General features: G+C 63.5%; 19 protein-coding genes. 7 read left to right on the forward strand and 12 right to left on the reverse strand.

Annotation, left to right across the window (positions count from 1 at the left end; translation table 11 throughout):
* Positions 1-80: 80 nt before the first annotated feature.
* Together aroB and AC0GUR_RS19770 are read right to left on the reverse strand one after the other, a co-directional pair.
* Positions 81-1,172: a 3-dehydroquinate synthase gene (aroB, locus tag AC0GUR_RS19765; RefSeq protein ID WP_472879223.1), complete on the reverse strand. Its 1,092-nt coding sequence runs from the start codon at positions 1,170-1,172 to the stop codon at positions 81-83.
* Positions 1,169-1,708, reverse strand: a complete 540-nt coding sequence (locus AC0GUR_RS19770; protein WP_472879224.1) for a shikimate kinase — start codon at positions 1,706-1,708, stop codon at positions 1,169-1,171. The genes aroB and AC0GUR_RS19770 overlap by 4 nt, the downstream gene beginning before the upstream one ends.
* A 58-nt stretch (positions 1,709-1,766) precedes the next feature.
* On the opposite strand from AC0GUR_RS19770, the gene AC0GUR_RS19775 reads away from it, so the two are divergent.
* Positions 1,767-2,615 (forward strand): SDR family oxidoreductase, encoded by an 849-nt coding sequence (locus tag AC0GUR_RS19775; RefSeq protein ID WP_472879225.1) that lies wholly within the window; start codon positions 1,767-1,769, stop codon positions 2,613-2,615.
* 57 nt (positions 2,616-2,672) lie between these two features.
* A complete protein-coding gene (locus AC0GUR_RS19780; RefSeq protein WP_472879226.1) occupies positions 2,673-3,017 on the forward strand; it encodes a YbjQ family protein in 345 nt (114 codons plus the stop codon).
* Positions 3,018-3,029: 12 nt separating this feature from the next.
* Here the strand turns inward: AC0GUR_RS19780 and AC0GUR_RS19785 are convergent, their stop codons facing one another.
* Positions 3,030-3,860: a kinase gene (locus AC0GUR_RS19785; RefSeq protein WP_472879227.1), complete on the reverse strand. Its 831-nt coding sequence runs from the start codon at positions 3,858-3,860 to the stop codon at positions 3,030-3,032.
* Between the two features lie 40 nt (positions 3,861-3,900).
* On the opposite strand from AC0GUR_RS19785, the gene pdxH reads away from it, so the two are divergent.
* The 3 genes from pdxH to AC0GUR_RS19800 are packed head-to-tail and all read left to right on the forward strand — an operon-like array spanning position 3,901 to position 5,783.
* A complete protein-coding gene (gene pdxH, locus AC0GUR_RS19790; protein ID WP_472879228.1) occupies positions 3,901-4,488 on the forward strand; it encodes a pyridoxamine 5'-phosphate oxidase in 588 nt (195 codons plus the stop codon).
* Between the two features lie 29 nt (positions 4,489-4,517).
* Complete coding sequence (locus AC0GUR_RS19795; RefSeq protein WP_472879229.1) at positions 4,518-4,955, forward strand: secondary thiamine-phosphate synthase enzyme YjbQ; 438 nt, start codon at positions 4,518-4,520, stop codon at positions 4,953-4,955.
* Between the two features lie 3 nt (positions 4,956-4,958).
* Complete coding sequence (locus tag AC0GUR_RS19800; RefSeq protein WP_472879230.1) at positions 4,959-5,783, forward strand: cobalamin-binding protein; 825 nt, start codon at positions 4,959-4,961, stop codon at positions 5,781-5,783.
* Between the two features lie 234 nt (positions 5,784-6,017).
* Here AC0GUR_RS19800 and AC0GUR_RS19805 read toward each other — a convergent pair whose 3' ends face one another.
* The 3 genes from AC0GUR_RS19805 to proC are packed head-to-tail and all read right to left on the reverse strand — an operon-like array spanning position 6,018 to position 9,545.
* Positions 6,018-8,075: a M13 family metallopeptidase gene (locus AC0GUR_RS19805; protein ID WP_472879231.1), complete on the reverse strand. Its 2,058-nt coding sequence runs from the start codon at positions 8,073-8,075 to the stop codon at positions 6,018-6,020.
* Between the two features lie 40 nt (positions 8,076-8,115).
* Positions 8,116-8,691, reverse strand: coding sequence for a YggT family protein (locus tag AC0GUR_RS19810; RefSeq protein WP_472879232.1), 576 nt, complete (start codon positions 8,689-8,691; stop codon positions 8,116-8,118).
* 35 nt (positions 8,692-8,726) lie between these two features.
* Positions 8,727-9,545, reverse strand: coding sequence for a pyrroline-5-carboxylate reductase (gene proC, locus AC0GUR_RS19815; protein WP_472879233.1), 819 nt, complete (start codon positions 9,543-9,545; stop codon positions 8,727-8,729).
* Positions 9,546-9,874: 329 nt separating this feature from the next.
* Between proC and AC0GUR_RS19820 the strand changes: the two genes are divergently transcribed.
* On the forward strand, positions 9,875-10,912 hold the full coding sequence (locus AC0GUR_RS19820) for a type IV pilus twitching motility protein PilT (RefSeq protein WP_472879234.1): 1,038 nt from the start codon (positions 9,875-9,877) through the stop codon (positions 10,910-10,912).
* Between the two features lie 35 nt (positions 10,913-10,947).
* Entirely contained in the window at positions 10,948-12,114 is a 1,167-nt protein-coding gene (locus tag AC0GUR_RS19825) for a PilT/PilU family type 4a pilus ATPase (protein ID WP_472879235.1), read from the forward strand.
* Between the two features lie 225 nt (positions 12,115-12,339).
* Here the strand turns inward: AC0GUR_RS19825 and AC0GUR_RS19830 are convergent, their stop codons facing one another.
* The 6 genes from AC0GUR_RS19830 to gshB all read right to left on the reverse strand — a co-directional run bounded on the left by AC0GUR_RS19830 (position 12,340) and on the right by gshB (position 18,609).
* Positions 12,340-14,103, reverse strand: coding sequence for a hypothetical protein (locus AC0GUR_RS19830; protein ID WP_472879236.1), 1,764 nt, complete (start codon positions 14,101-14,103; stop codon positions 12,340-12,342).
* Positions 14,104-14,223: 120 nt separating this feature from the next.
* Positions 14,224-15,150 (reverse strand): aspartate carbamoyltransferase catalytic subunit, encoded by a 927-nt coding sequence (locus tag AC0GUR_RS19835; RefSeq protein WP_472879237.1) that lies wholly within the window; start codon positions 15,148-15,150, stop codon positions 14,224-14,226.
* A 24-nt stretch (positions 15,151-15,174) separates the two neighbouring features.
* On the reverse strand, positions 15,175-15,609 hold the full coding sequence (ruvX, locus tag AC0GUR_RS19840; RefSeq protein WP_472879238.1) for a Holliday junction resolvase RuvX: 435 nt from the start codon (positions 15,607-15,609) through the stop codon (positions 15,175-15,177).
* Entirely contained in the window at positions 15,606-16,178 is a 573-nt protein-coding gene (locus AC0GUR_RS19845; RefSeq protein WP_472879239.1) for a YqgE/AlgH family protein, read from the reverse strand. The genes ruvX and AC0GUR_RS19845 overlap by 4 nt, the downstream gene beginning before the upstream one ends.
* A gap of 590 nt (positions 16,179-16,768) precedes the next feature.
* Positions 16,769-17,635 carry an energy transducer TonB gene (locus AC0GUR_RS19850; RefSeq protein WP_472879240.1) on the reverse strand — a complete coding sequence of 289 codons (867 nt, stop codon included), beginning with the start codon at positions 17,633-17,635 and terminating at the stop codon, positions 16,769-16,771.
* Complete coding sequence (gene gshB / locus AC0GUR_RS19855) at positions 17,632-18,609, reverse strand: glutathione synthase (protein WP_472879250.1); 978 nt, start codon at positions 18,607-18,609, stop codon at positions 17,632-17,634. Before gshB ends, AC0GUR_RS19850 begins: the two co-directional genes overlap by 4 nt.
* Positions 18,610-18,904 lie beyond the last annotated feature (295 nt).

An 18,904-nucleotide genomic window follows, 5' to 3' on the forward strand; every position in this document is an offset into this window, starting at 1 on the left:
CGCGCACAAGTGCGCTCCTACAAAAGAACGTTCGAACTGTAGGAGCGCACTTGTGCGCGACCAGCGACGAAGCGCGCCCGTCAGCGAGCGGCAGCCTCCAGCACCGCCATGACATCCGCCTCGTCCACGCCGCTGACGATCTCCGCGCGGCCAATACCCCGCCACAGAATCAGTCGCAGTGATCCCGCGAGATTCTTCTTGTCCAGCCGCATGAGAGCGAGCAACTGTGCCGGATCCATGCCAGCCGGAATCGCCGTCGGCAGTCCTACGGCATCGAGCAGACGATGCAGGCGAGCAGTATCGCCTGCGTCACTCATACCCAGGCGCTCGGACAACTGTGCGGCCAGGAGCATGCCGATAGCTACACCTTCGCCATGCAGCAGCACCTTGTACTTGCCGGCCGTTTCCAGCGCGTGGCCGAACGTGTGGCCGAGGTTGAGCAGGGCGCGCTCGCCCTGTTCGGTTTCATCGCGCGCAACGACGCCAGCTTTGTACTGCACCTTTCGCGCGATGGCTTCGATCAGCGGCGCCGTCTCGCGTGCGTTCAACGCCTCGGCGTGCTGCTCCAGCCAGGTAAAGAAGGCGGGGTCGCCAATGGCAGCACCCTTCACCACCTCGGCCAGTCCCGCCCGATATTCGCGCTGGGGCAGGGTGGCGAGCGTATCGATGTCGGCTAACACGGCGCGCGGCTGGTGGAATGCACCCACCAGGTTCTTGCCCGCCGGCAAGTTCACACCGGTTTTGCCGCCGACGGAGGAATCCACCATCGACAGCAAGGTGGTGGGCATCTGGATGAAGTCGATGCCGCGCATCCAGCAAGCTGCGGTGAAACCGGCGAGGTCACCCACCACGCCACCGCCCAGTGCCACCACGCAGGCATCGCGCGTGGCGCCGAGTTTGGCCAGTGCGTCCAGCGCAAGCCCGACATTGGCGAAAGTCTTGTGCGCCTCGCCGTCGTCGATGAGAAAGGAAGACCACTGCAGGCCATCGAGACCCTGCGCGATGCGCTCCAGGTACAGCGGTGCAACCGTGGTGTTGCTGATCACCAACGCGTGCCGACCGCGCAACGCGGCGCGCCAGCGGGCGTGATCCGTGAGCAAGCCGGGGCCAATCCATACCGGATAGCTGCGATCGCCTAGTGTGACGTCGATGATGCGGGGCTGAGTAGTCATGCGGCGTGCTGGCGCTGCCAGTATTGGTCAATCAAGAGAATGCTGCGCGCAGCAGCGGCGTGAACATGTTCATGGGCGCCAGGAATCACCAGGTCGGCAATCTCCTGATATAGCGGGGTACGCCGCTCGGCCATGGCGGTAAGCCGTTTTGCGCGATCGCCATTAGCCAGAAGCGGGCGCTGACGATCCTGTGCCAGCCGTTCCAGCTGCTGTTCCAGCGTAGCCTGCAGCCACATTACGAAACCGCGCTCGGTCAGCAGGCGCCGGTTGGCCGGATCGAGCACGGCGCCCGCCCCGGTGGCCAGTACGACGCCGCTGCGGCGGCTGCATTCGTCCAGCAACTGGCTTTCGCGCTGACGAAAGCCCGCTTCACCCTCGATTTCGAACACCGTCGCTACCGGCACACCGCACACCCGCTCGATCTCCTGGTCGAGATCGACGAAGTTCAGCCCATAATGCTCGGCCAGCCGACGCCCGATGGACGTCTTGCCGGCACCGGTCGGGCCAACGATGAACAGGTTGCACGATGGATTCATGGGTGAATGCTAACAGGCGCGAAAGCGCAGGGCTGCGCCGCATATCGGGGTGGTGGGCATGAGTGCGCGCGTACTCATCGCAGGATGCGGCGATGTGGGCCAGCGCGTGGCGCAGCGTTTGCGGGCGCGTGGCGATCAGGTATGGGCGCTGCGACGCAGTGCATCCGCCCCGGATGACAGCGGCATTCAATGGCTGCAAGGTGACCTGACCCGGCCCGAGTCGCTTGGTGTCGTGCCTGCAGGCATCACCCATCTGGTGTATCTGCCCACACCGGATGCTCGCGATGCATCGGCATATCGTGCGGTATTCGTCGACGGCTTACGCCACGTGCTTGGCGTGCTCGATCGTCACACCTTGCAGCGTGCGGTGCTGGTTTCGTCCAGCGCGGTGTACGGCGAGCACGGTGAAGTTTGGGTCGATGAGGAAACCCCGCCTGACCCGCCTGGATTCAATGGCGCCACGCTACTGGATACTGAGCGTTGGCTGCTCGAACAGCCGGTGTCATCGGTGGTGCTGCGTCTGGCCGGTCTATACGGTCCCGGTCGACTGCAATTGGTAGAGCGGTTACGCGCAGGTACCGTGAACGTGCCCCGTGAAGTGACTCACTGGGCCAATCGCATCCATGTGGACGACGCGGCGGCAGCCATCGTGCATCTGTTGTTCGTGACGAATCCCATGCCGCTTTATCTGGGTGTCGATGACACCCCGCTGCCGCTGCACGTGTTGTATGACCACATCGCTTCGCTGGTTGGGGCGCCCATGCCCGGCGAAGGTGCTCCGCCATCGGGTGTGGGCAGCAAGCGTCTGAGCAATGCGCGATTGCGCGCCAGCGGCTTTGTCCCGCAGTGGCCCGATGCACGTGACGGTTACCGCGCGCTCATACATGGCATTGCGCAACACACGTGATGGGCTGGCAACGTCACCCATCAAGCACGTCCTACATTCACTCAAGGAGGATAGTCCATGCCTAGCAACCTTCCGCTCCACATGGTCAGCACCAGCAACGAATTGCCGGGCTATCGCATCGTTCGCCCCATGGGCATCGTGCGCGGCATCACGGTGCGTTCACGCAGCGTGATCGGCAATTTCGGCGCGGCGTTGCAGACGCTGGTGGGCGGCAATATCTCGATCTACACCGAGCTGTGCGAGAAGGCTCGCGAAGAGGCTTTCGAGCTGATGCTGCGCCACGCCGCAGAGCGCGGGGCCAACGCTGTGATCGCCATGCGCTACGACGCCAACGATGTGGCGGAGGGCGTCACCGAAGTGCTTGCTTATGGCACGGCCGTGCAGGTTGAGCCGCTCGCCTGATGCATCTCGCCGTCAGCTGTGATTGAGGGCAATCACGTGGCGATCATCGTCATACTCGACGGTGGTGTCGGCCAGCTCGGGCAGCGTGGCCAGAGCGTGCCGGCTCAGTCGCTCGTAGTGCGCAAGAAAACGCACCATGGCGGTCGCGTCCATGGCGAGCGGTGCGTGGCGAGCCAGGAGTTCTTCTTCTTGCTCGCTGCGCCACTTGCGCACAATGTCCCAGCTCGGCGCCTGCAATACGATCAATGCGTCCAGCTTGCGCCATAGCGGCTGATAGCCTCGAAGCTGCTTGTTGACCCAGTGGCGCCAGATGCCTTCGGGATCTTCATCACGCTCCAGGCTGTTGACCGGCTCGTCCAGCGCAGACAGCCATTGCGGACGCAGGCCGAGTGCCCAGCCTTCCAGTATCACCAGCTTGGGCGGGCGCGCCACGCGCGGCCATTTTGACGGTGCCATGCGTGTGTCATGGCCCTTGTCAAAGCGTGGGTAGCTGACCGGCAGCTTCTCCGAAGCCTGCGGCAACGCGGCGAGTACCGACATCAACAGCTCGATCTCGTGCGTGCCAGGCACGCCGCGGGTGCGCAGCAGAGGATGGATCTGGTGTGCCAAAACGTCGCGCTCGCTGCGCGAGTAGTAGAAGTCGTCCAGCGACAGCACCTCGGTCGGCCAGCCGCGCGCCTCGGCCTGGGCCTTCATTTCCCTGGCCAACGTGCTCTTGCCGCTGCCCTGCAGGCCCGACAGGCCCAGCAGGTAGGGGCGGCGGGAGCGGGCAATGCGACCGGCATACTGGTCGAGCAGGTGCCCGGCCAGGGTCGAATTCTGCGTGCTAGCATCTGGTGACATTTCGCCATGATGGCGCGCCACGGCCACGATTCAAGACCCCATGTTGAAACAAGAGATTCTCGACACTTTTCTGCAACTTCTGGACGAGGCCGGGGCGAGCGGTGAGCCCGAACCCACGGCCATGAATCTGGCCACGGTCGATGCGGCCGGGCGCGTGAGTTCGCGCATCGTGTTGCTCAAGGGGGCGGACGAGCGTGGTTTCCGTTTCTACACAAATTACCAGAGCGACAAGGGGTCGCAACTTGAGGCGCATGCCCAGGTCGCGCTGTGCTTCCACTGGAAGCAGTTGCGCGAAGGTGTGCAGGTGCGCTTGGAAGGCGTGGCACGCAAGCTGCAGGCAGAAGAGTCCGATGCGTACTTCGCCAGCCGCCCCCGCGCCAGCCAGCTTGGCGCCTGGGCATCGCTGCAGTCGCAGACCTTGCCCGATCGCGACACCTTCGAGCAGCGCTATGCGCGTTACGAGCACGAGTTCGACGGGCGCGACGTAACGCGGCCGCCCCATTGGGGTGGTCTGGTGGTCGAGCCGGATATGGTGGAATTCTGGTACGGCGCGGAGTACCGGTTGCACGAGCGCGTGCGCTGGAGCCGCCACGGTCAGACCTGGACCAGCCGACTGCTTTATCCTTGAACATCCCTGACCATTCGGAGACTTGAAGCATGCGTGCAGCGCCAGCCGATCACGTCGCCCAGAATGGCTTTGTTATCCATACCCGCGGACGCGGCTTCACCGATATCACCGACAAGGTGGGCGAGGTGGTAGCCGCCAGCGGCGTGCACACAGGCATGGTCAACATCTTCAGCCTGCATACCAGCTGCTCGCTGCTGATCAGTGAAAATGCCGACCCCACCGTGCGCGACGACCTGGAGCGCTGGCTGGCGCGCGCCGTGCCCGATGGCGACAGCATCTTCCGTCACGACGAGGAAGGCCCCGACGACATGCCCGCCCACGTGCGCGCCATCCTCACCGGCGTCAGCCTGGTGGTGCCGGTGCATGCGGGGCGCGTGCAGTTAGGCACGTGGCAGGGCATCTATTTATGGGAACACCGGCTCGATCCGCACCAGCGAAAGATCACGGTGACCGTGTTAGGACATTAAGGCGTGACCGAGCAACGCAGTTCCAACGATCATTACCCCCAGCGCATCGTCTGCCTCACCGAAGAGCCTACCGAAGTGCTGTACGCACTCGGTGAGGAACATCGCATCGTCGGCATTTCTGGTTTCACGGTGCGCCCGCCAAGGGCACGCAAAGAGAAGCCCAAGGTGTCGGCTTTCACGAGCGCGAAGATCGACGAGATCCTGAAACTGCAGCCCGATTTCGTTATCGGTTTCTCCGATATCCAGGCGGATATCGCGAGGGAGCTGATCAAAGCTGGCGTGGAAGTGTGGATCAGCAACCATCGCAGTGTGGATGGCATTCTTGCTTACATCCGGCGCCTGGGCGCAATGGTGGGGGCGGCCGACAAGGCGGAAGCGTATGCGCAGAAAGCAGAGCAGCACATCGCGCAGATCGGCGCGGCGGCGGCTCAGTTCAAGCGGCGCCCCAAAGTGTATTTCGAGGAATGGGATGAGCCGCTGATCACCGGCATCCGGTGGGTGGCGGAGCTGGTGCGCATCGCTGGCGGTGATGATGTGTTTCCGCAGATGTCGGGCGAGTCGCTGGCCAAGCATCGCATTCTGGCGGACGGCGCTGAGGTCGTGGCGCAGGCGCCGGACATCATTCTCGGCTCATGGTGCGGAAAGCGCTTTCGTCCTGAGCGGGTTGCTGCACGTGAAGGGTGGGATGCGATTCCTGCCGTGCGCAATGGTGATCTCTACGAGATCAAGTCGCCGATTATTTTGCAGCCGGGTCCGGCAGCGTTGTTTGACGGGCTGGAGGCGATGCATGCGATTTTCGCAGAGTGGGATGCGAAGCAGCGCGGCTGATGGCGCGCATCCACCTTAAGAACCGCGACAACGATGCCTTGTAGGAGCGCACTTGTGCGCGACCGCGGCACCACGCTCTCGCGCCAGTCGATGGTTGTGTGTCACCCGACCCAAGGGATATCGACATAGCGCTGCGGTCGCGCACAAGTGCGCTCCTACAAAGGGGCGGAACGCCACACTGCGGCTCGCTCCCGCCCCCTCCTCAAAGAAGAAGAGAGGGCGTAGAGCGTCACATCACCAGATCTTGACCCGCTGATTCTCAGGCCGCCACATCGGCTGCCCTTCCTTCACGCCAAATGCCTGATAAAACTCCGGCACATTCGACAGCGGCCCATTCACGCGCCACTTGGCCGGTGCATGCACATCCGCCAGCAGGGCCGTACGCAGTCGAGCCTCGCGCTGCTGCGACAACCAGCCCAACGCATAGCCGAGGAAGAATCGCTGCAGCGGCGTATAGCCTGCAATCTTCTCGCCCTTTTGATACTGCGCAGTCTTCTTGAACGCATCCAGGCCAATCATGATGCCGCCGAAGTCAGCGATGTTTTCGCCCAGGCTGGCCTCGCCGTTGATGTGCAGGCCCGGCAACGGCTCGTAAGTGTTGAACTGCTTCACCATCACATCGGCGCGCTTCTGGAAGCGTTCCGCATCCTGCTTCGTCCACCAGTCTTTCAAGTTGCCCTTGGCGTCGAACTGACGGCCCTGGTCGTCAAAGCCATGGGTGATTTCATGGCCGATGGTGGAGGCGGCGACGTAGCCATACACCACCGCGTCGTCGATCTCGCTGTCGGCGAAGCCCGGGATCATGAACTGTGCGGCGGGCAGCACAATCTCGTTGTTGGACGGGTTGTAGTAGGCGTTGTACGTCTGGGGCGTCATCTCCCATTCGTCGCGGTCCACCGGCTTGCCGAACTTGGACACCATGTCATTAAAGGCCCAGTGCTGGGCATTCATCATGTTCTGCGCAAACGATTCGCGGCCGATGGTGAGCGCGGAGTAATCCTTCCACATATCGGGATAGCCCACTTTCTTGGTGATGGCAGCAAGCTTTTCGTGTGCCTTGGCCTTGGTGGGGGCGCTCATCCAATCTAGCTTGTCGATGCGCTCGCCGTAGGCCGACCGTACGGCTTCGACCATGGTGTTGTAGCGCTGCTTGCTCGCTTCGGAGAAGTAGTCCTTCACATAGATGCGGCCCAGAATCATGCCGAGCGCATCATTTTCAGCGCGCAGCACGCGCTTCCAGCGCGGCTTCTGTTCGGCCTGGCCGGAGAGTGTGCGGCCGTAGAAATCGAAATGCTCGTTATCGATCTCCTGGCTCAGCGTGCTGGCGTAAGCATCGGCCAGGTGCACGCGCAGGTAGTCGCGCAGCACGGGCACTGGCGTCTTGGCCAGCAGCGCCTGCAAGCCACTGAAGAATTCGGGCTGGCCCACGATCACGGTGGGGGCGTTGAGCTTCCAGCCAGCCAGTCGGTTATTCCAGGCAATGGCCGGGGTGTATTTGGCGGTGAGTGCCGCCGGCGCCATCTTGTTGTAGTTCTTCTCGGGATCGCGCAGATCCGCCAATGGACGTGACACCTTGGCCAGCGCGGTTTCGAAGGCCATGACCTGCTTGGCGCTCGCTTGTGCGGCCGCGTCGTCCGCGCCCATCAGGCGGAACATGCGATGCAGATGTTCGACGTAGGCCGCACGGGCCTTGGCCACACCTTGTTCGGTATTGAAGTAGTAATCGCGCTCGGGCAGGCCGAGGCCACCTTGGGCGAGATGCACCGCCATGGTGTCGCTCTGCTTCTCGTCCTGCGCCACGGCGAAGTCGAAGAAGACGTCGACGCCCAGCGGTTGCAGTGCAAACGCTTCGTCCAGCGCGGAGTTCACGTCATGCACGGCGTCGATGCGCGCCAATTCGGCCTTCAGTGGTGTCAGGCCGAGCCGGTCAGCCAAGGGCTGATCCATCGCCGTGGTCCAGAAATCGCCCACCTTCTGTTCATCGCTGCCGGGCGCGGCATCTTTTTTGGCTGCAGCGGCTTCGCTGATCGTACGCAGCTTGGCGTAAAGCTCATCCTGCACGACCTGACCAACGCCCCAGGCTGACTCCTCGGCCGGTATCGGGTGGCTCTTGAGCCAGGCGCCGTTGGCGTAGGCAAAGAAGTCGACGCCCGGGTCGATCGAGGTATCGATGTTGCCGGCGACCACATCGGGCTTGGTGGTGGCAGTGGTGGCTGCAAAAGCGGTGCCCATGCAGGCTGCGAGGCTGGCAGCAAGCAGGCATTGGCGCAGCAGACGTGACGTCGCTTTCATGCGAACAGATTCCTTGGGGACAGAAGGATGGATGAAAGGCTCAGAGGCCCAGCGCGAGCTTGGCGCCGATATCTGCAAGCGGGGACACCACGAGGATGCGCGCGAGGATCAGCACGATCATCACGGCCCATGGTGCGAAATCCAGACCGCCGGCCACCAGCTTGCCGCGCAACGGGCGCAGCAGCGGGTCGACCAGGCTGCCGGCCAGGCGGTAGACGGGGTGATAGCCCTCGACCTGGAACAGGCTCATCAGCGACCAAATGAAGATCAGCACGACGTAGAACATCGCGATGAAGTCGAGCATGTCGGCCACCGAAAGCACGAACAGACCGAGCACGTGGGGAAAGAACCCCAGTAGTGCAAACAACACCACGCGCTTGAGCAGCATCAGCAGCCACACCACCACCAGGGCGGCCATGTTGATGCGACGCCAGTTGGGCAGCAGGCGACGGATCGGAGCGAGGATCGGGTTGGTGGTGCGATAGACGAACTGGCTCAGCGGATTGTGAAAGTCCGCGCGACTGGCTTCAGCGAGCAGACGCAGCACAAACAGCGCGGCAGCGGCGCCAAAGGCCAGTTCGACGAGAAAGGAGAGGGCATTGACGAGGTAGTTCACGATGGGAGGTGCTCGACTCTTTGACGTGGGTAGTACTAGCGATCCAGCTCGGCCGCCAGTTCACCGCCACGATGGGTAGCAGCGGCCACGGCGCGGGCGACGATCTGATGGAGGTGATCGGCGGCGAAGCTATCTAGCGCCGCCTGCGTGGTGCCGTTGGGCGACGTAACGCGTTGACGCAGCACGCCGGGGTCTTCGCCGCTTTCTGTCAGCATGCGGCCGGCGCCAAGGCAGGTCTGCGCGGCAAGTGCGCGCGCGGTTTCGCGCGGCATGCCTTGCGCAAAGGCGGCATCTTCCAGTGCTTCGACCAGGGCGAAAAAGTAGGCTGGGCCGGAGCCGGAGATGGCGGTGACCGTGTCCATGGCCGATTCGTCGTCGACCCAGCGCGTCAGGCCTACCGCGTCGAGAATGTGTTGTGCCTGCGCACGCTGTTCGGGGCTCACCCGCCGGTTGGCGCATAGGCCGGTGGCGCCGGCGCCGATCAAGGCTGGCGTATTGGGCATGCAGCGCACGATGGGCAGGGTGTGACCAAACCAGCGTTCGAGCTGATCGATGCGCACACCCGCTGCAATCGAAATGAGCATGGGCCGTTTGCGGATCAGCGTGTCCTGCAATTCGGCGTGGATAGCCGGCATGATCTGGGGCTTTACCGCCAGCACCAGCACGTCGGCCTCGGCCGCGGCGAGGCGATTCTCGGCATAGCAGGCCACGCCGAAGTCGCGGCCCAGCTCCTGGCGAGCCTCGGCACGGGGCTCGGCCACGCTGAGGGCGTTGGCGGTGACGCCGGTCTTGAGCAGGCCGCCAATCAGGCTGCGCGCCATGTTGCCGCCACCGATGAACGCGATACGCATCATGAATATTCCTTGCTGATCGGCGCGTACCTTACCGGACCCGGCTGCCTCCGTCCCGTGGCGGAAGTGCAGGCGGGCGCTTGGCCCGGCCGTCGTCGTCCCGTCCGGCGGGCGTGAACAGGCCCCAGTCCGCAGTTTGGAGGCACGGCCAAAGGAAAGACTGGTGGCACGGGCCATGGCGCGGGTAGTATCGGGCCGCTGCATGGGGAACCAGGTTGGGACCATTCGGATGGCATGGGCGCCTGGGCGCCCTGCGGCTGTGTCCGGGGAAAATCCACCGTTCTACCCAATGCAGCGTGCCATCCAGAAGAATGGGTTGAGGGGAACGCCAGATGGATATCGCCGAACTGCTTGCCTTCTCGGTGAAGAACAAGGCCTCGGACTTGCACCTGTCCGCCGGCCTGCCGCCGATGATCCGCGTGGACGGCGACGTGCGCCGCATCAACATTCCAGCGCTGGAGCACAAGCAAGTGCACTCGCTGATCTACGACATCATGTCGGACAAGCAGCGTCGCGACTACGAGGAATTCCTCGAGGTCGACTTCTCGTTCGAGATTCCCGGCCTGGCCCGCTTCCGCGTCAACTCGTTCAACCAGAATCGCGGCGCCGGTGCGGTGTTCCGTACCATTCCTTCCGAAGTGCTCACGCTGGAAGATCTGGCTGCGCCGGCCGTGTTCCGCGAGCTGATCGAGCAGCCGCAAGGTTTGATCCTGGTTACCGGCCCCACCGGTTCGGGCAAGTCGACCACGCTGGCGGCCATGGTCGACCACATCAACAAGAACGAATACGGTCATATCCTCACCATCGAGGACCCGATCGAATTCGTGCACACCTCGCAGAAGTGCCTGGTCAACCAGCGCGAAGTGCATCGCGACACCCACGGCTTCAACGAGGCGCTGCGTTCCGCGCTGCGTGAAGACCCGGACTACGTGCTCGTCGGCGAATTGCGTGACCTTGAAACCATCCGCCTGGCGTTGACCGCTGCGGAAACGGGCCACTTGGTGTTCGGCACCTTGCATACCAGCTCGGCCGCCAAGACCATCGACCGTATCATCGACGTGTTCCCGGCCGGCGAAAAGCCGATGGTGCGTTCGATGCTTTCCGAATCGCTGCGCGCGGTGATTTCGCAGTCGCTGCTGAAGAAGGTGGGCGGCGGGCGTATCGCGGCGCACGAAATCATGGTCGGCATCCCGGCCATCCGTAACCTGATCCGCGAAGACAAGGTGGCGCAGATGTACTCGTCCATCCAGACCGGTCAGCAGTACGGCATGCAGACGCTGGACCAGAATCTGCAGGACCTGGTAAAGCGTGGCCTGGTGACGCGCCAGCAGGCGTCCAGCTATGCGCGCAACAAGGACATCTTCAAGTAAGCAGTGGTTGGTGTTGAATCTCGGAGGTCCGTGCCATGAGTGATTTTGATTTCACCTCGTTCCTGAAACTGATGGTGCACAAGAAGGCATCGGACCTGTTCATCACGGCCGGTGTCGCGCCGTCGATGAAAGTGCAGGGACGCATCGTGCCGATTACACAGAGCCCACTGTCTGCGCAGCAGTCGCGCGACATGGTGCTCAATGTGATGACGCCCTCGCAGCGCGAAGAGTTCGAAAAGACCCACGAGTGCCAGTTCGCCATTTCGGCGCAGGGCGTGGGCCGCTTCCGTGTGTCCTGCTTCTATCAGCGCAACTGCGTGGGCATGGTGCTGCGTCGCATCGAGTCGAAAATCCCGACCATCGAAGAGCTCAGCCTGCCGCCGGTGATCAAACAGCTGGCGATGACCAAGCGCGGCATCATCATCTTCGTGGGCGGTACCGGTACCGGTAAGTCCACCTCGCTGGCGTCGATGATCGGCTACCGCAACGCCAACTCGACCGGGCACATCATTACCATCGAAGACCCGATCGAATACGTGCACAAGCACGAGGGCTGCATCATCACGCAGCGCGAGCTGGGCATTGATACCGATAGCTGGGACAACGCGCTGAAGAACACGCTGCGCCAGGCGCCCGACGTCATCATGATCGGCGAAGTGCGTACGCGCGAAACGATGGAGCACGCCATCAACTTCTCCGAAACCGGTCACTTGTGCCTGTGTACGCTGCATGCGAACAACGCCAACCAGGCGATGGACCGCATCCTGCACTTCTTCCCGGAAGACCGTCGTTCTCAGCTGTTCATGGATCTCTCGCTCAACCTCAAGGGCGTGGTGGCGCAGCAGCTCATTCCCACCCCGGACGGCAAGGCACGTCGCGTCGCGGTGGAAGTGTTGCTCGGCACGCCGCTGGTGCAGGACTACATCCGCCAGGGCGAGATCCATAAGCTCAAGGAAGTGATGAAGGAATCCACCAACTTGGGTATGAAGACCTTTGACCAGAGCCTGGTCGAGCTCTATCACGCCGGTGAGATTTCCTACGAAGACGCGCTGCGCCACGCGGACAGCTCGAACGAAGTGCGCCTGCGCATTAAGCTGGCCCAGGGCGGCGACGCGCATACGCTTTCGCAGGGCCTGGAAGGCGTGGAGATCGAAGAGACGCGCGATTCGCAGAACTTCGGTGGCGGTTTGTTGCGCCGCTGATCCGTTCAACCAACTGGTACGGAAAGAAGGAGCCTGTCGGGCTCCTTCTTTTTTTTGCGCTGACGCGTGGTCATCGCGCAGCCCTGTCTCTGGGCGTCTGCCGCGAGACAACGTTTTCGCCCCCAAGGTCGCGACGGCATTGATGCGCAGGACTACTGACGAAGGTGCCAAAAAAACGGGGCGCCAAGGCGCCCCGTTTTTCTATAGCGAATGTCGGGCAGGGAATTACTTCAGCTCAGTCTGGCTGGTGATCACCAGGCCCTTGCTGTCCATGCGCATATCGCCGCCGAGCGACTTGATACGTGCGGCCTGCGCCTGCATCGACTCGAACTGCGCCTTGGTGCGCTCAGTCGCCGCCTTGGCGGTGGCCAGTGCGTCAGCGTCGCCGGCTTCGGCCGAAGCGGTGAGTTCGGCAATATGTTCGGCCTTCTGTGCCATGGCCTTCACCCAGGCCTGGTACATCTCACCGCTGAGGCTCAGGCGGCCGAAGCGGCCTGCGTCGCCGCTGGCGGCATTGAGCATCTCGCCCAACTTGGCGTCTTCACCCTGGCCAATGGCCAGCGCCAGCGCCTTCGGGCTCATGGCTGCCCATACCGGCGTGCCGAGCGGAGCAGTGACCTCCGGCGGCAGGGCCACGGCCTTGCCATCGGTGGTGAGCTTCAGCTGCTGCAGGCCGGACGAGGCCATCTGCGCCATCGCCAGCAGGCCGGCCGGGTTGGTGGTGCCGATGACAATGCGACCGCTGAACTTGGGCATGCTGTCATTGCTGCCGGGTTCGAAGCTGTCGAGCGCCACGCGTGCACCCAGCAGGTCGCCCACCGGCGGTACAGCCGCCTGCTGAGCCATCAGGCCGATCTTGGCGAAGCCGTCGTTGAGATCCGTCAGCGACGGGCAGGTGAACGGCTTGGACGCGACGGCTTCAGCCTGAGCCGACAGGAAGGGGCGAAGCTGTGCGACAGGCAGCGCCAGGCTGATGTCGAACGGCGCGGTGCCCGCGGCACCCAGGCCCGGCAGCTCCACCTTCATGCCCGAGAAGGCCTTGGTGATGTCGTCAGCCAGCGTCACGTCCCAGCGGATGTCCTGGTGCTTTTGGTCGAGCTTGGTGTAGCCGAAGCTGAGCGCCGGCACGCGAGAGGCGATGCGGGTGGCCTCGCCCTCGCAGCTGGGCGACACCTTCAGCTGGTTCTCCACCGGCTCGCCGGTCTTGGCCGATTCGTTCTCGGCGCGGGCTTTGATCAGCGCATTGAACAGCGGGTCCTTGCCACTGGCGGCGAGCGGCAGCAGGCGCGTGAGATCAACCTGGCCAATGGCCCACGGCTGGTAGTCCTTGGCTTTGGCCAGCTTCTCCAGGCGGCCGTCGTCCTGCAGGTTCTTGGCCGGGCGATCGAGGCCAAGCGCAAGACGCAGCGTGGCTTCCGGTGCGTCGGCCGGCAGCAGCGCGGCGACCGCCTGCTTGCCCACCACCGCCATTACCGTCTGCACGCCGGCTTCGGCGGAGACGTGCTTGCGGTAACTCTGACCACCAATGGTGGCGGTCTCGAACGACTTGCCGTAGGCGGCTTCCAGTCGGCCTACGAACGCATCGAATGCTTTGGGATCGACCAGTTCGAAACGCACGACCGGCGACAGGCCAAGACCGTAGAAGGCCGAGCGGCCCTTGATGTTGAGGCCGGCGTTCTGCGCAAACGTTTCGATGGTTTTGCCGTCCAGCTCAGCGACGAGCGCCTTGAGCAGACGCGATGCATCGGGATCCTTCTCCGCCATGTCGTCGGCAGTCGAGCGCAGCTGCACGAGCTCGCTGGGGAGCTGGGCATCGGCCTGGGCGAGCAAGGCCTTGCGCGTGTCGTCATCGAGCACGTCGAGGTTGGCCACCACGTAAGGCGTGTCGGCCGGCACAAAAGCGAGGGGCGCGTCCTTGTCCTTGTGATGGCATGCAGCCAGCAGCAGGCCGGCAAAGCCCACCGCGGCAATGCGCGTCGTCGATCGCATGTCTATTCCCTTAAAAAGTGAGGTGTTATCGCGCCGCGTATTATGCCTGTAATTCGTGACATATCGCGGCAAACCACGGCCTTTTGGGTCGTGGTTTGGGGATGAGCGTGGGGTAGGGGCTTAGCGGCCCAGTACTTCCGCCAGCACGGCCATGCGCACGAACACGCCGTTGCCGACCTGTTCCAGGATGCGCGACTGCGGGCCGTCGGCCACTTCCGATGCGATCTCGATACCCCGGTTGAGCGGGCCCGGATGCATCACCAAGGCACCCTTGGCAGCACGTTGCAGGCGGCGGTTGTCCAGGCCGTAACGGGTGAAATAGGCCGCCTCGTCGGGCAGGTCGGTGGCGACCATGCGCTCCTTCTGCAGGCGAAGCATGATCACCACGTCGGCGCCTTCGATGGCGGCGTCGAAGTCGTCGGTGATCACGCACTGCGGAAATTCATGGGCTTCCGGCATCAGGCCGCTTGGCGAGCACAAGCGGATTTCCTTCGCGCCCAGCGCGGTCAGCGCGTGCACATCCGAGCGCGCCACGCGCGAGTGCTTCACGTCGCCGCAGATCACCACGGTGAGCCGGTTGAAATCCGGGCGGTGCTGGCGAATGGTCAGCACGTCGAGCAGGCCCTGGGTGGGGTGTGCTCGGTTGCCATCACCCGCGTTGATCACCGACACGCCGCTCATGGCGTGGCGCACGAGTTCTTCCGGTGTACCTGACTGCTTGTGGCGCACCACGATGGCGTCAAGGTGCATCGCTTCCAGCGTATGCAGCGTGTCGAACAGCGCCTCGCCCTTGCTGGTGGAGGAGAAGCCGATATCGAAGTTGATGACGTCGGCACCGAGGCGACGCGCCGCCAGCTCGAACGATGTGCGCGTGCGCGTGGAAGGCTCAAAGAACAGGTTGAGGATGGTGCGGCCTGCCAGGGTGTCCAGCTTGCGCGTGCCGTGGGCACAACCGTCGCGCATGTACTCCGCACGGTCGAGCAGGCGCTCGATGGTTTCGCGGGGAAGATGCTCGAGCGTGGTGAGGTGGCGCAGGCGGGGGCTCATGGCGGGTGGCAGTCCGTAGAGAGGTCAGTTTCCGGTGGTTTCAGTCGATGCCAGCCATCGCTCGAGGATGACCGCAGCGGCTTCGGCATCGATCGTGGCGGCATCGCGTTTCTTTTTCAGCCCGGCGGCGCGTGCGCTGGCAAAGCGTTGCGCGGCTTCCTGCGAACTGTAGCGTTCGTCAGTGAGCTCGACCGGGAGGTTGTAGCGTTGGGCAAATTGGTCGGCGACGCGGCGGGCCCGCTTGCTGGCGGGCTGTTCCTCGCCCTCCAGCGTCAACGGCAAGCCGACCACGAGCGTGTCCGGCTGCCATTCTTTGCGCAGGGCGTCGAGGCTGGACCAGTCGGGTTCCCCTTCACGGACGGCGATGGCTGCCAGTCCGCGTGCGCTACCCGTAAAACGATTGCCGACAGCAATGCCGATAAGCTTGCTGCCGACATCGAAACCGAACACACAGCTCATGCGTGTCCCGCGTAGCCAGGCAACTGCAGGGGGTCAACCCCGACCAGTCCGGCGGCGGCGCTCCAGCGCTCCTCCAGCGGCGTGTGGAACACCACCCGTTCGCTGGCTTCGACGGTGAGCCAGGTGTTGTCTTTGAGCTCTTGCTCCAGCTGACCGGCGCTCCAGCCCGCATAACCCAGTGCCATGACGGCAAGATGGGGGCCCTCGCCATGAGCCATGGCGACCAGGATGTCGCGCGACGTGGTCACCGACCACTCGGCGTTGATGCGATAGCTGGATTCCCAGTGGCCGGGTTCGCGATGCAGCACAAAGCCGCGCTCCTGTTGCACCGGTCCGCCAATCAGCACGGGTGCATCGGCCAGCTCCAGGTCGTTGCACTCCAGCTTCATCTGGGCCAGTACGTCACCGAGGCGATACTCGGAAAGCTGATTCACCAACAGGCCGACCGCACCGTCTTCGTCGTGCTGGCAGATGAAAGCCACGCTACGGGAGAACGGCGGCTCCGCCAGGCTGGGCATGGCGATCAGAAAGTGACCGGCGAGAGATGACGGGGGACGGGGAGCTGTCATGGCTGCATTGTAAGCCCTCCGGAGGGGGAAGGGCCCGTGACAAAGAGGTGAGTGAAGGGAGGAGAGGCGATGGAGGCGATGTGACGTGGCCGCCGTTCATGTGTTTGCTTGGGTGAGACGGGACTCTTTGACTGAGCAGAATTCGTCGTTTGTGCAGGTGAACAGGGGATAGATACCTCGTGGCGAGCACCCGCCCCTCACCCCAGCCCTCTCCCCGGAGGGGAGAGGGGGCTAAGCGCGCGCAGCACCCTGTCGCATTAAGTCCTTTCCGCTATGGCGCGTTGCGGTGTAGCCGTATCGCGTGTCGGACGATCGTGATGATCCAGGGCTTCGCGGCCGCCAAGTCTTTTATTCGGCACGACGCTACGATCCCCCCGCTCTGGAGGCCATTTTCTTTGGGTTACTTTTCTTTTGGGCCAGCAAAAGAAAAGTGACTCGAGCGCCGGCAGGCGATCGAAACGCCCGCCGCGTAGGCGGCACGCTGGCGGAGACGCCACAACCAAAAACCGAGGCTCTGGACCCCGGCCTACGCCGGGGTGACGGTTCTAGTGAAACGGCAAGGGCCCCTCAAGGCCACCCCTCAGAAACGATCAACGACTACGCAACACATCATTCGGCATGAACTGCCACGTCCGCGTAATGTTCAACTCGTCGATATGCTCCTTATCGACAGGAATCGCAGGAAACGGCGCCGCGAGGCGCACGATGCGCTGAGCCGCAGCATCCAGCAGCGGCTGACCCGAACTCTTCACGACTTCGATGCCCTTCACAGAACCATCGCGGTTCAATGTGACCGTCATCAACACATCCCCATGCAGCCCGCGCCGACGCGCCTCGTTGGGGTAGTTGAGGTTGCCGACCCGCTCCATGCGATCCACCCAGCCACGCATGTACGCCGCGTAGGCGTACTCCTTGGTGTTGGACGAGATGAACTTCTTCTTCGGCCGCTTGGCGTACTGCTCGCTCTGGTTGCGCACCTCGGCGGCAAGCTGGGCCATCTCCTGCTTGCGCTTGAGTTCGTCAGGGGACTCAGGGAGATCCTGCTGGGTCTGCTCCAGCTTGGCGCTGCTGGTGTTGACGCTGTAGTGGCTGTTGCCGGTGGTGGTGAGCAGCTTGTCGTCCGTCGCTTCCTGCGGGCGCGGCGCGCTGGCCTCCACCGGCTGCGGCGCCACTCCGGACGTGGGCCGGGGCAGGGCGCCTGATACCGGCTGCGAGGGGCGCGCGGCCTTGTCGCTTTCGCCGCCGCCGCTGTTGCTGGCCTGGGCCAGAAAGTCGGCCTTGTCGGGCGACTCACGGTTGGCCACGTCCACCAGGGTCACGTCCAGCGTGGGCAGGCTGGGCTTGGACTTCACGTAGTTGAAGCCAATGCCAAGGATCAGCACGCCGTGCAGCAACAGCGAGAAAAGCATCGTGGCGCCGAACATGTCGGCGCCGGTGCGGACAGCAGGTTGGCTCACGCGGCGCGGGTTCCGATTCGTTTCTGCTCGATCACTTCGAACAGCTGGCCGGCAATATTAAGCCCGAATTGCGCATCCAGTTCGCGCGCACACGTCGGCGATGTGACGTTGATCTCGGTGAGGTAGTCACCGATCACGTCCAGCCCCACGAACCACAGGCCGCGACGACGCAGTTCCGGCGCCACCTGCGACACGATCCAGCGATCCCGGTCGCTCAGCGGCACGCCCACCCCACGGCCACCAGCGGCCAGGTTGCCGCGGAAATCACTGCCCTGCGGGATGCGCGCCAGGGCATACGGCACCGGCTCGCCATCGATGACGAGGATGCGCTTGTCGCCCGAGGTGATCTCCGGGATGTACTTCTGCGCCATGGTGAAGTGCTTGTGCTCGCCGTGCGGACCGGCGGCGATCAGGGTTTCCAGCATGGAGTTGAGGTTGCTGTCCCCGGCCTTGACCCGAAAGATGCCGCGCCCGCCCATGCCGTCCAGGGGCTTCAGCACCACCTCGCCTTGGCTTGCCACGAAAGCACGCAGGTCAGCCGCGTCGCGGGTCACCAGGGTCGGGGCCATGCACTGGGGGAAATGCATGGCAAACAGCTTCTCGTTGCAGTCGCGCAGGGCCTGGGGGCGGTTGACCACGGTCACCCCGGCCCGTTCGGCCAGCTCCGCCACCATGGTGTCGTAGATGAACTGGGCATCCACCGGCGGGTCTTTGCGCATCAGCACCACATCCATTTCGCGCAGATCGCGCCACTGGGACTCGCCCAGCGTGTACCAGCCGGAGGCGTCCTCCCGCACGGAGAGCGGCGCCAGGCGCGCCCAGGGCTCTCCGCTGCGGATCGCCATGTCCCCCTGTTCCATGTAGAACAGGCTGTGGCCGCGCCGCTGGGCCTCCAGCAACAGGGCAAAGGTGGTGTCCTTGGCGATCTTGATCGAGCCGATCGGGTCCATCAGCACGGCGACCGAAAGGGTCATCGTCATTCTCCGGTAGTAGAGCTTCTTCACGATCTAATCCCGACACAGGGCCGGGCAAGAGCGCGTTTGCACCGGCCAGTGTCACGGATGGCACCAGCCTTGGGGAGCGTGGAGTGTATGTCGATCCAGGGTCGGTGCACCGCCCCACCGGGCCAGAAGGGGTGAATCTTCGCGGTGCTGCTTACGGAATCGCCACCGGCCGCTCCCGCGGTCGCTCTTGCGATAGGGCAAACGACTCAATTCAATGACGTAGGACGCTTAACGTGAGATTCCAGCTTGACGTTGGAGCGAGCAG

It is taken from the genome of Dyella sp. PARNA 12/25 (assembly GCF_055702865.1).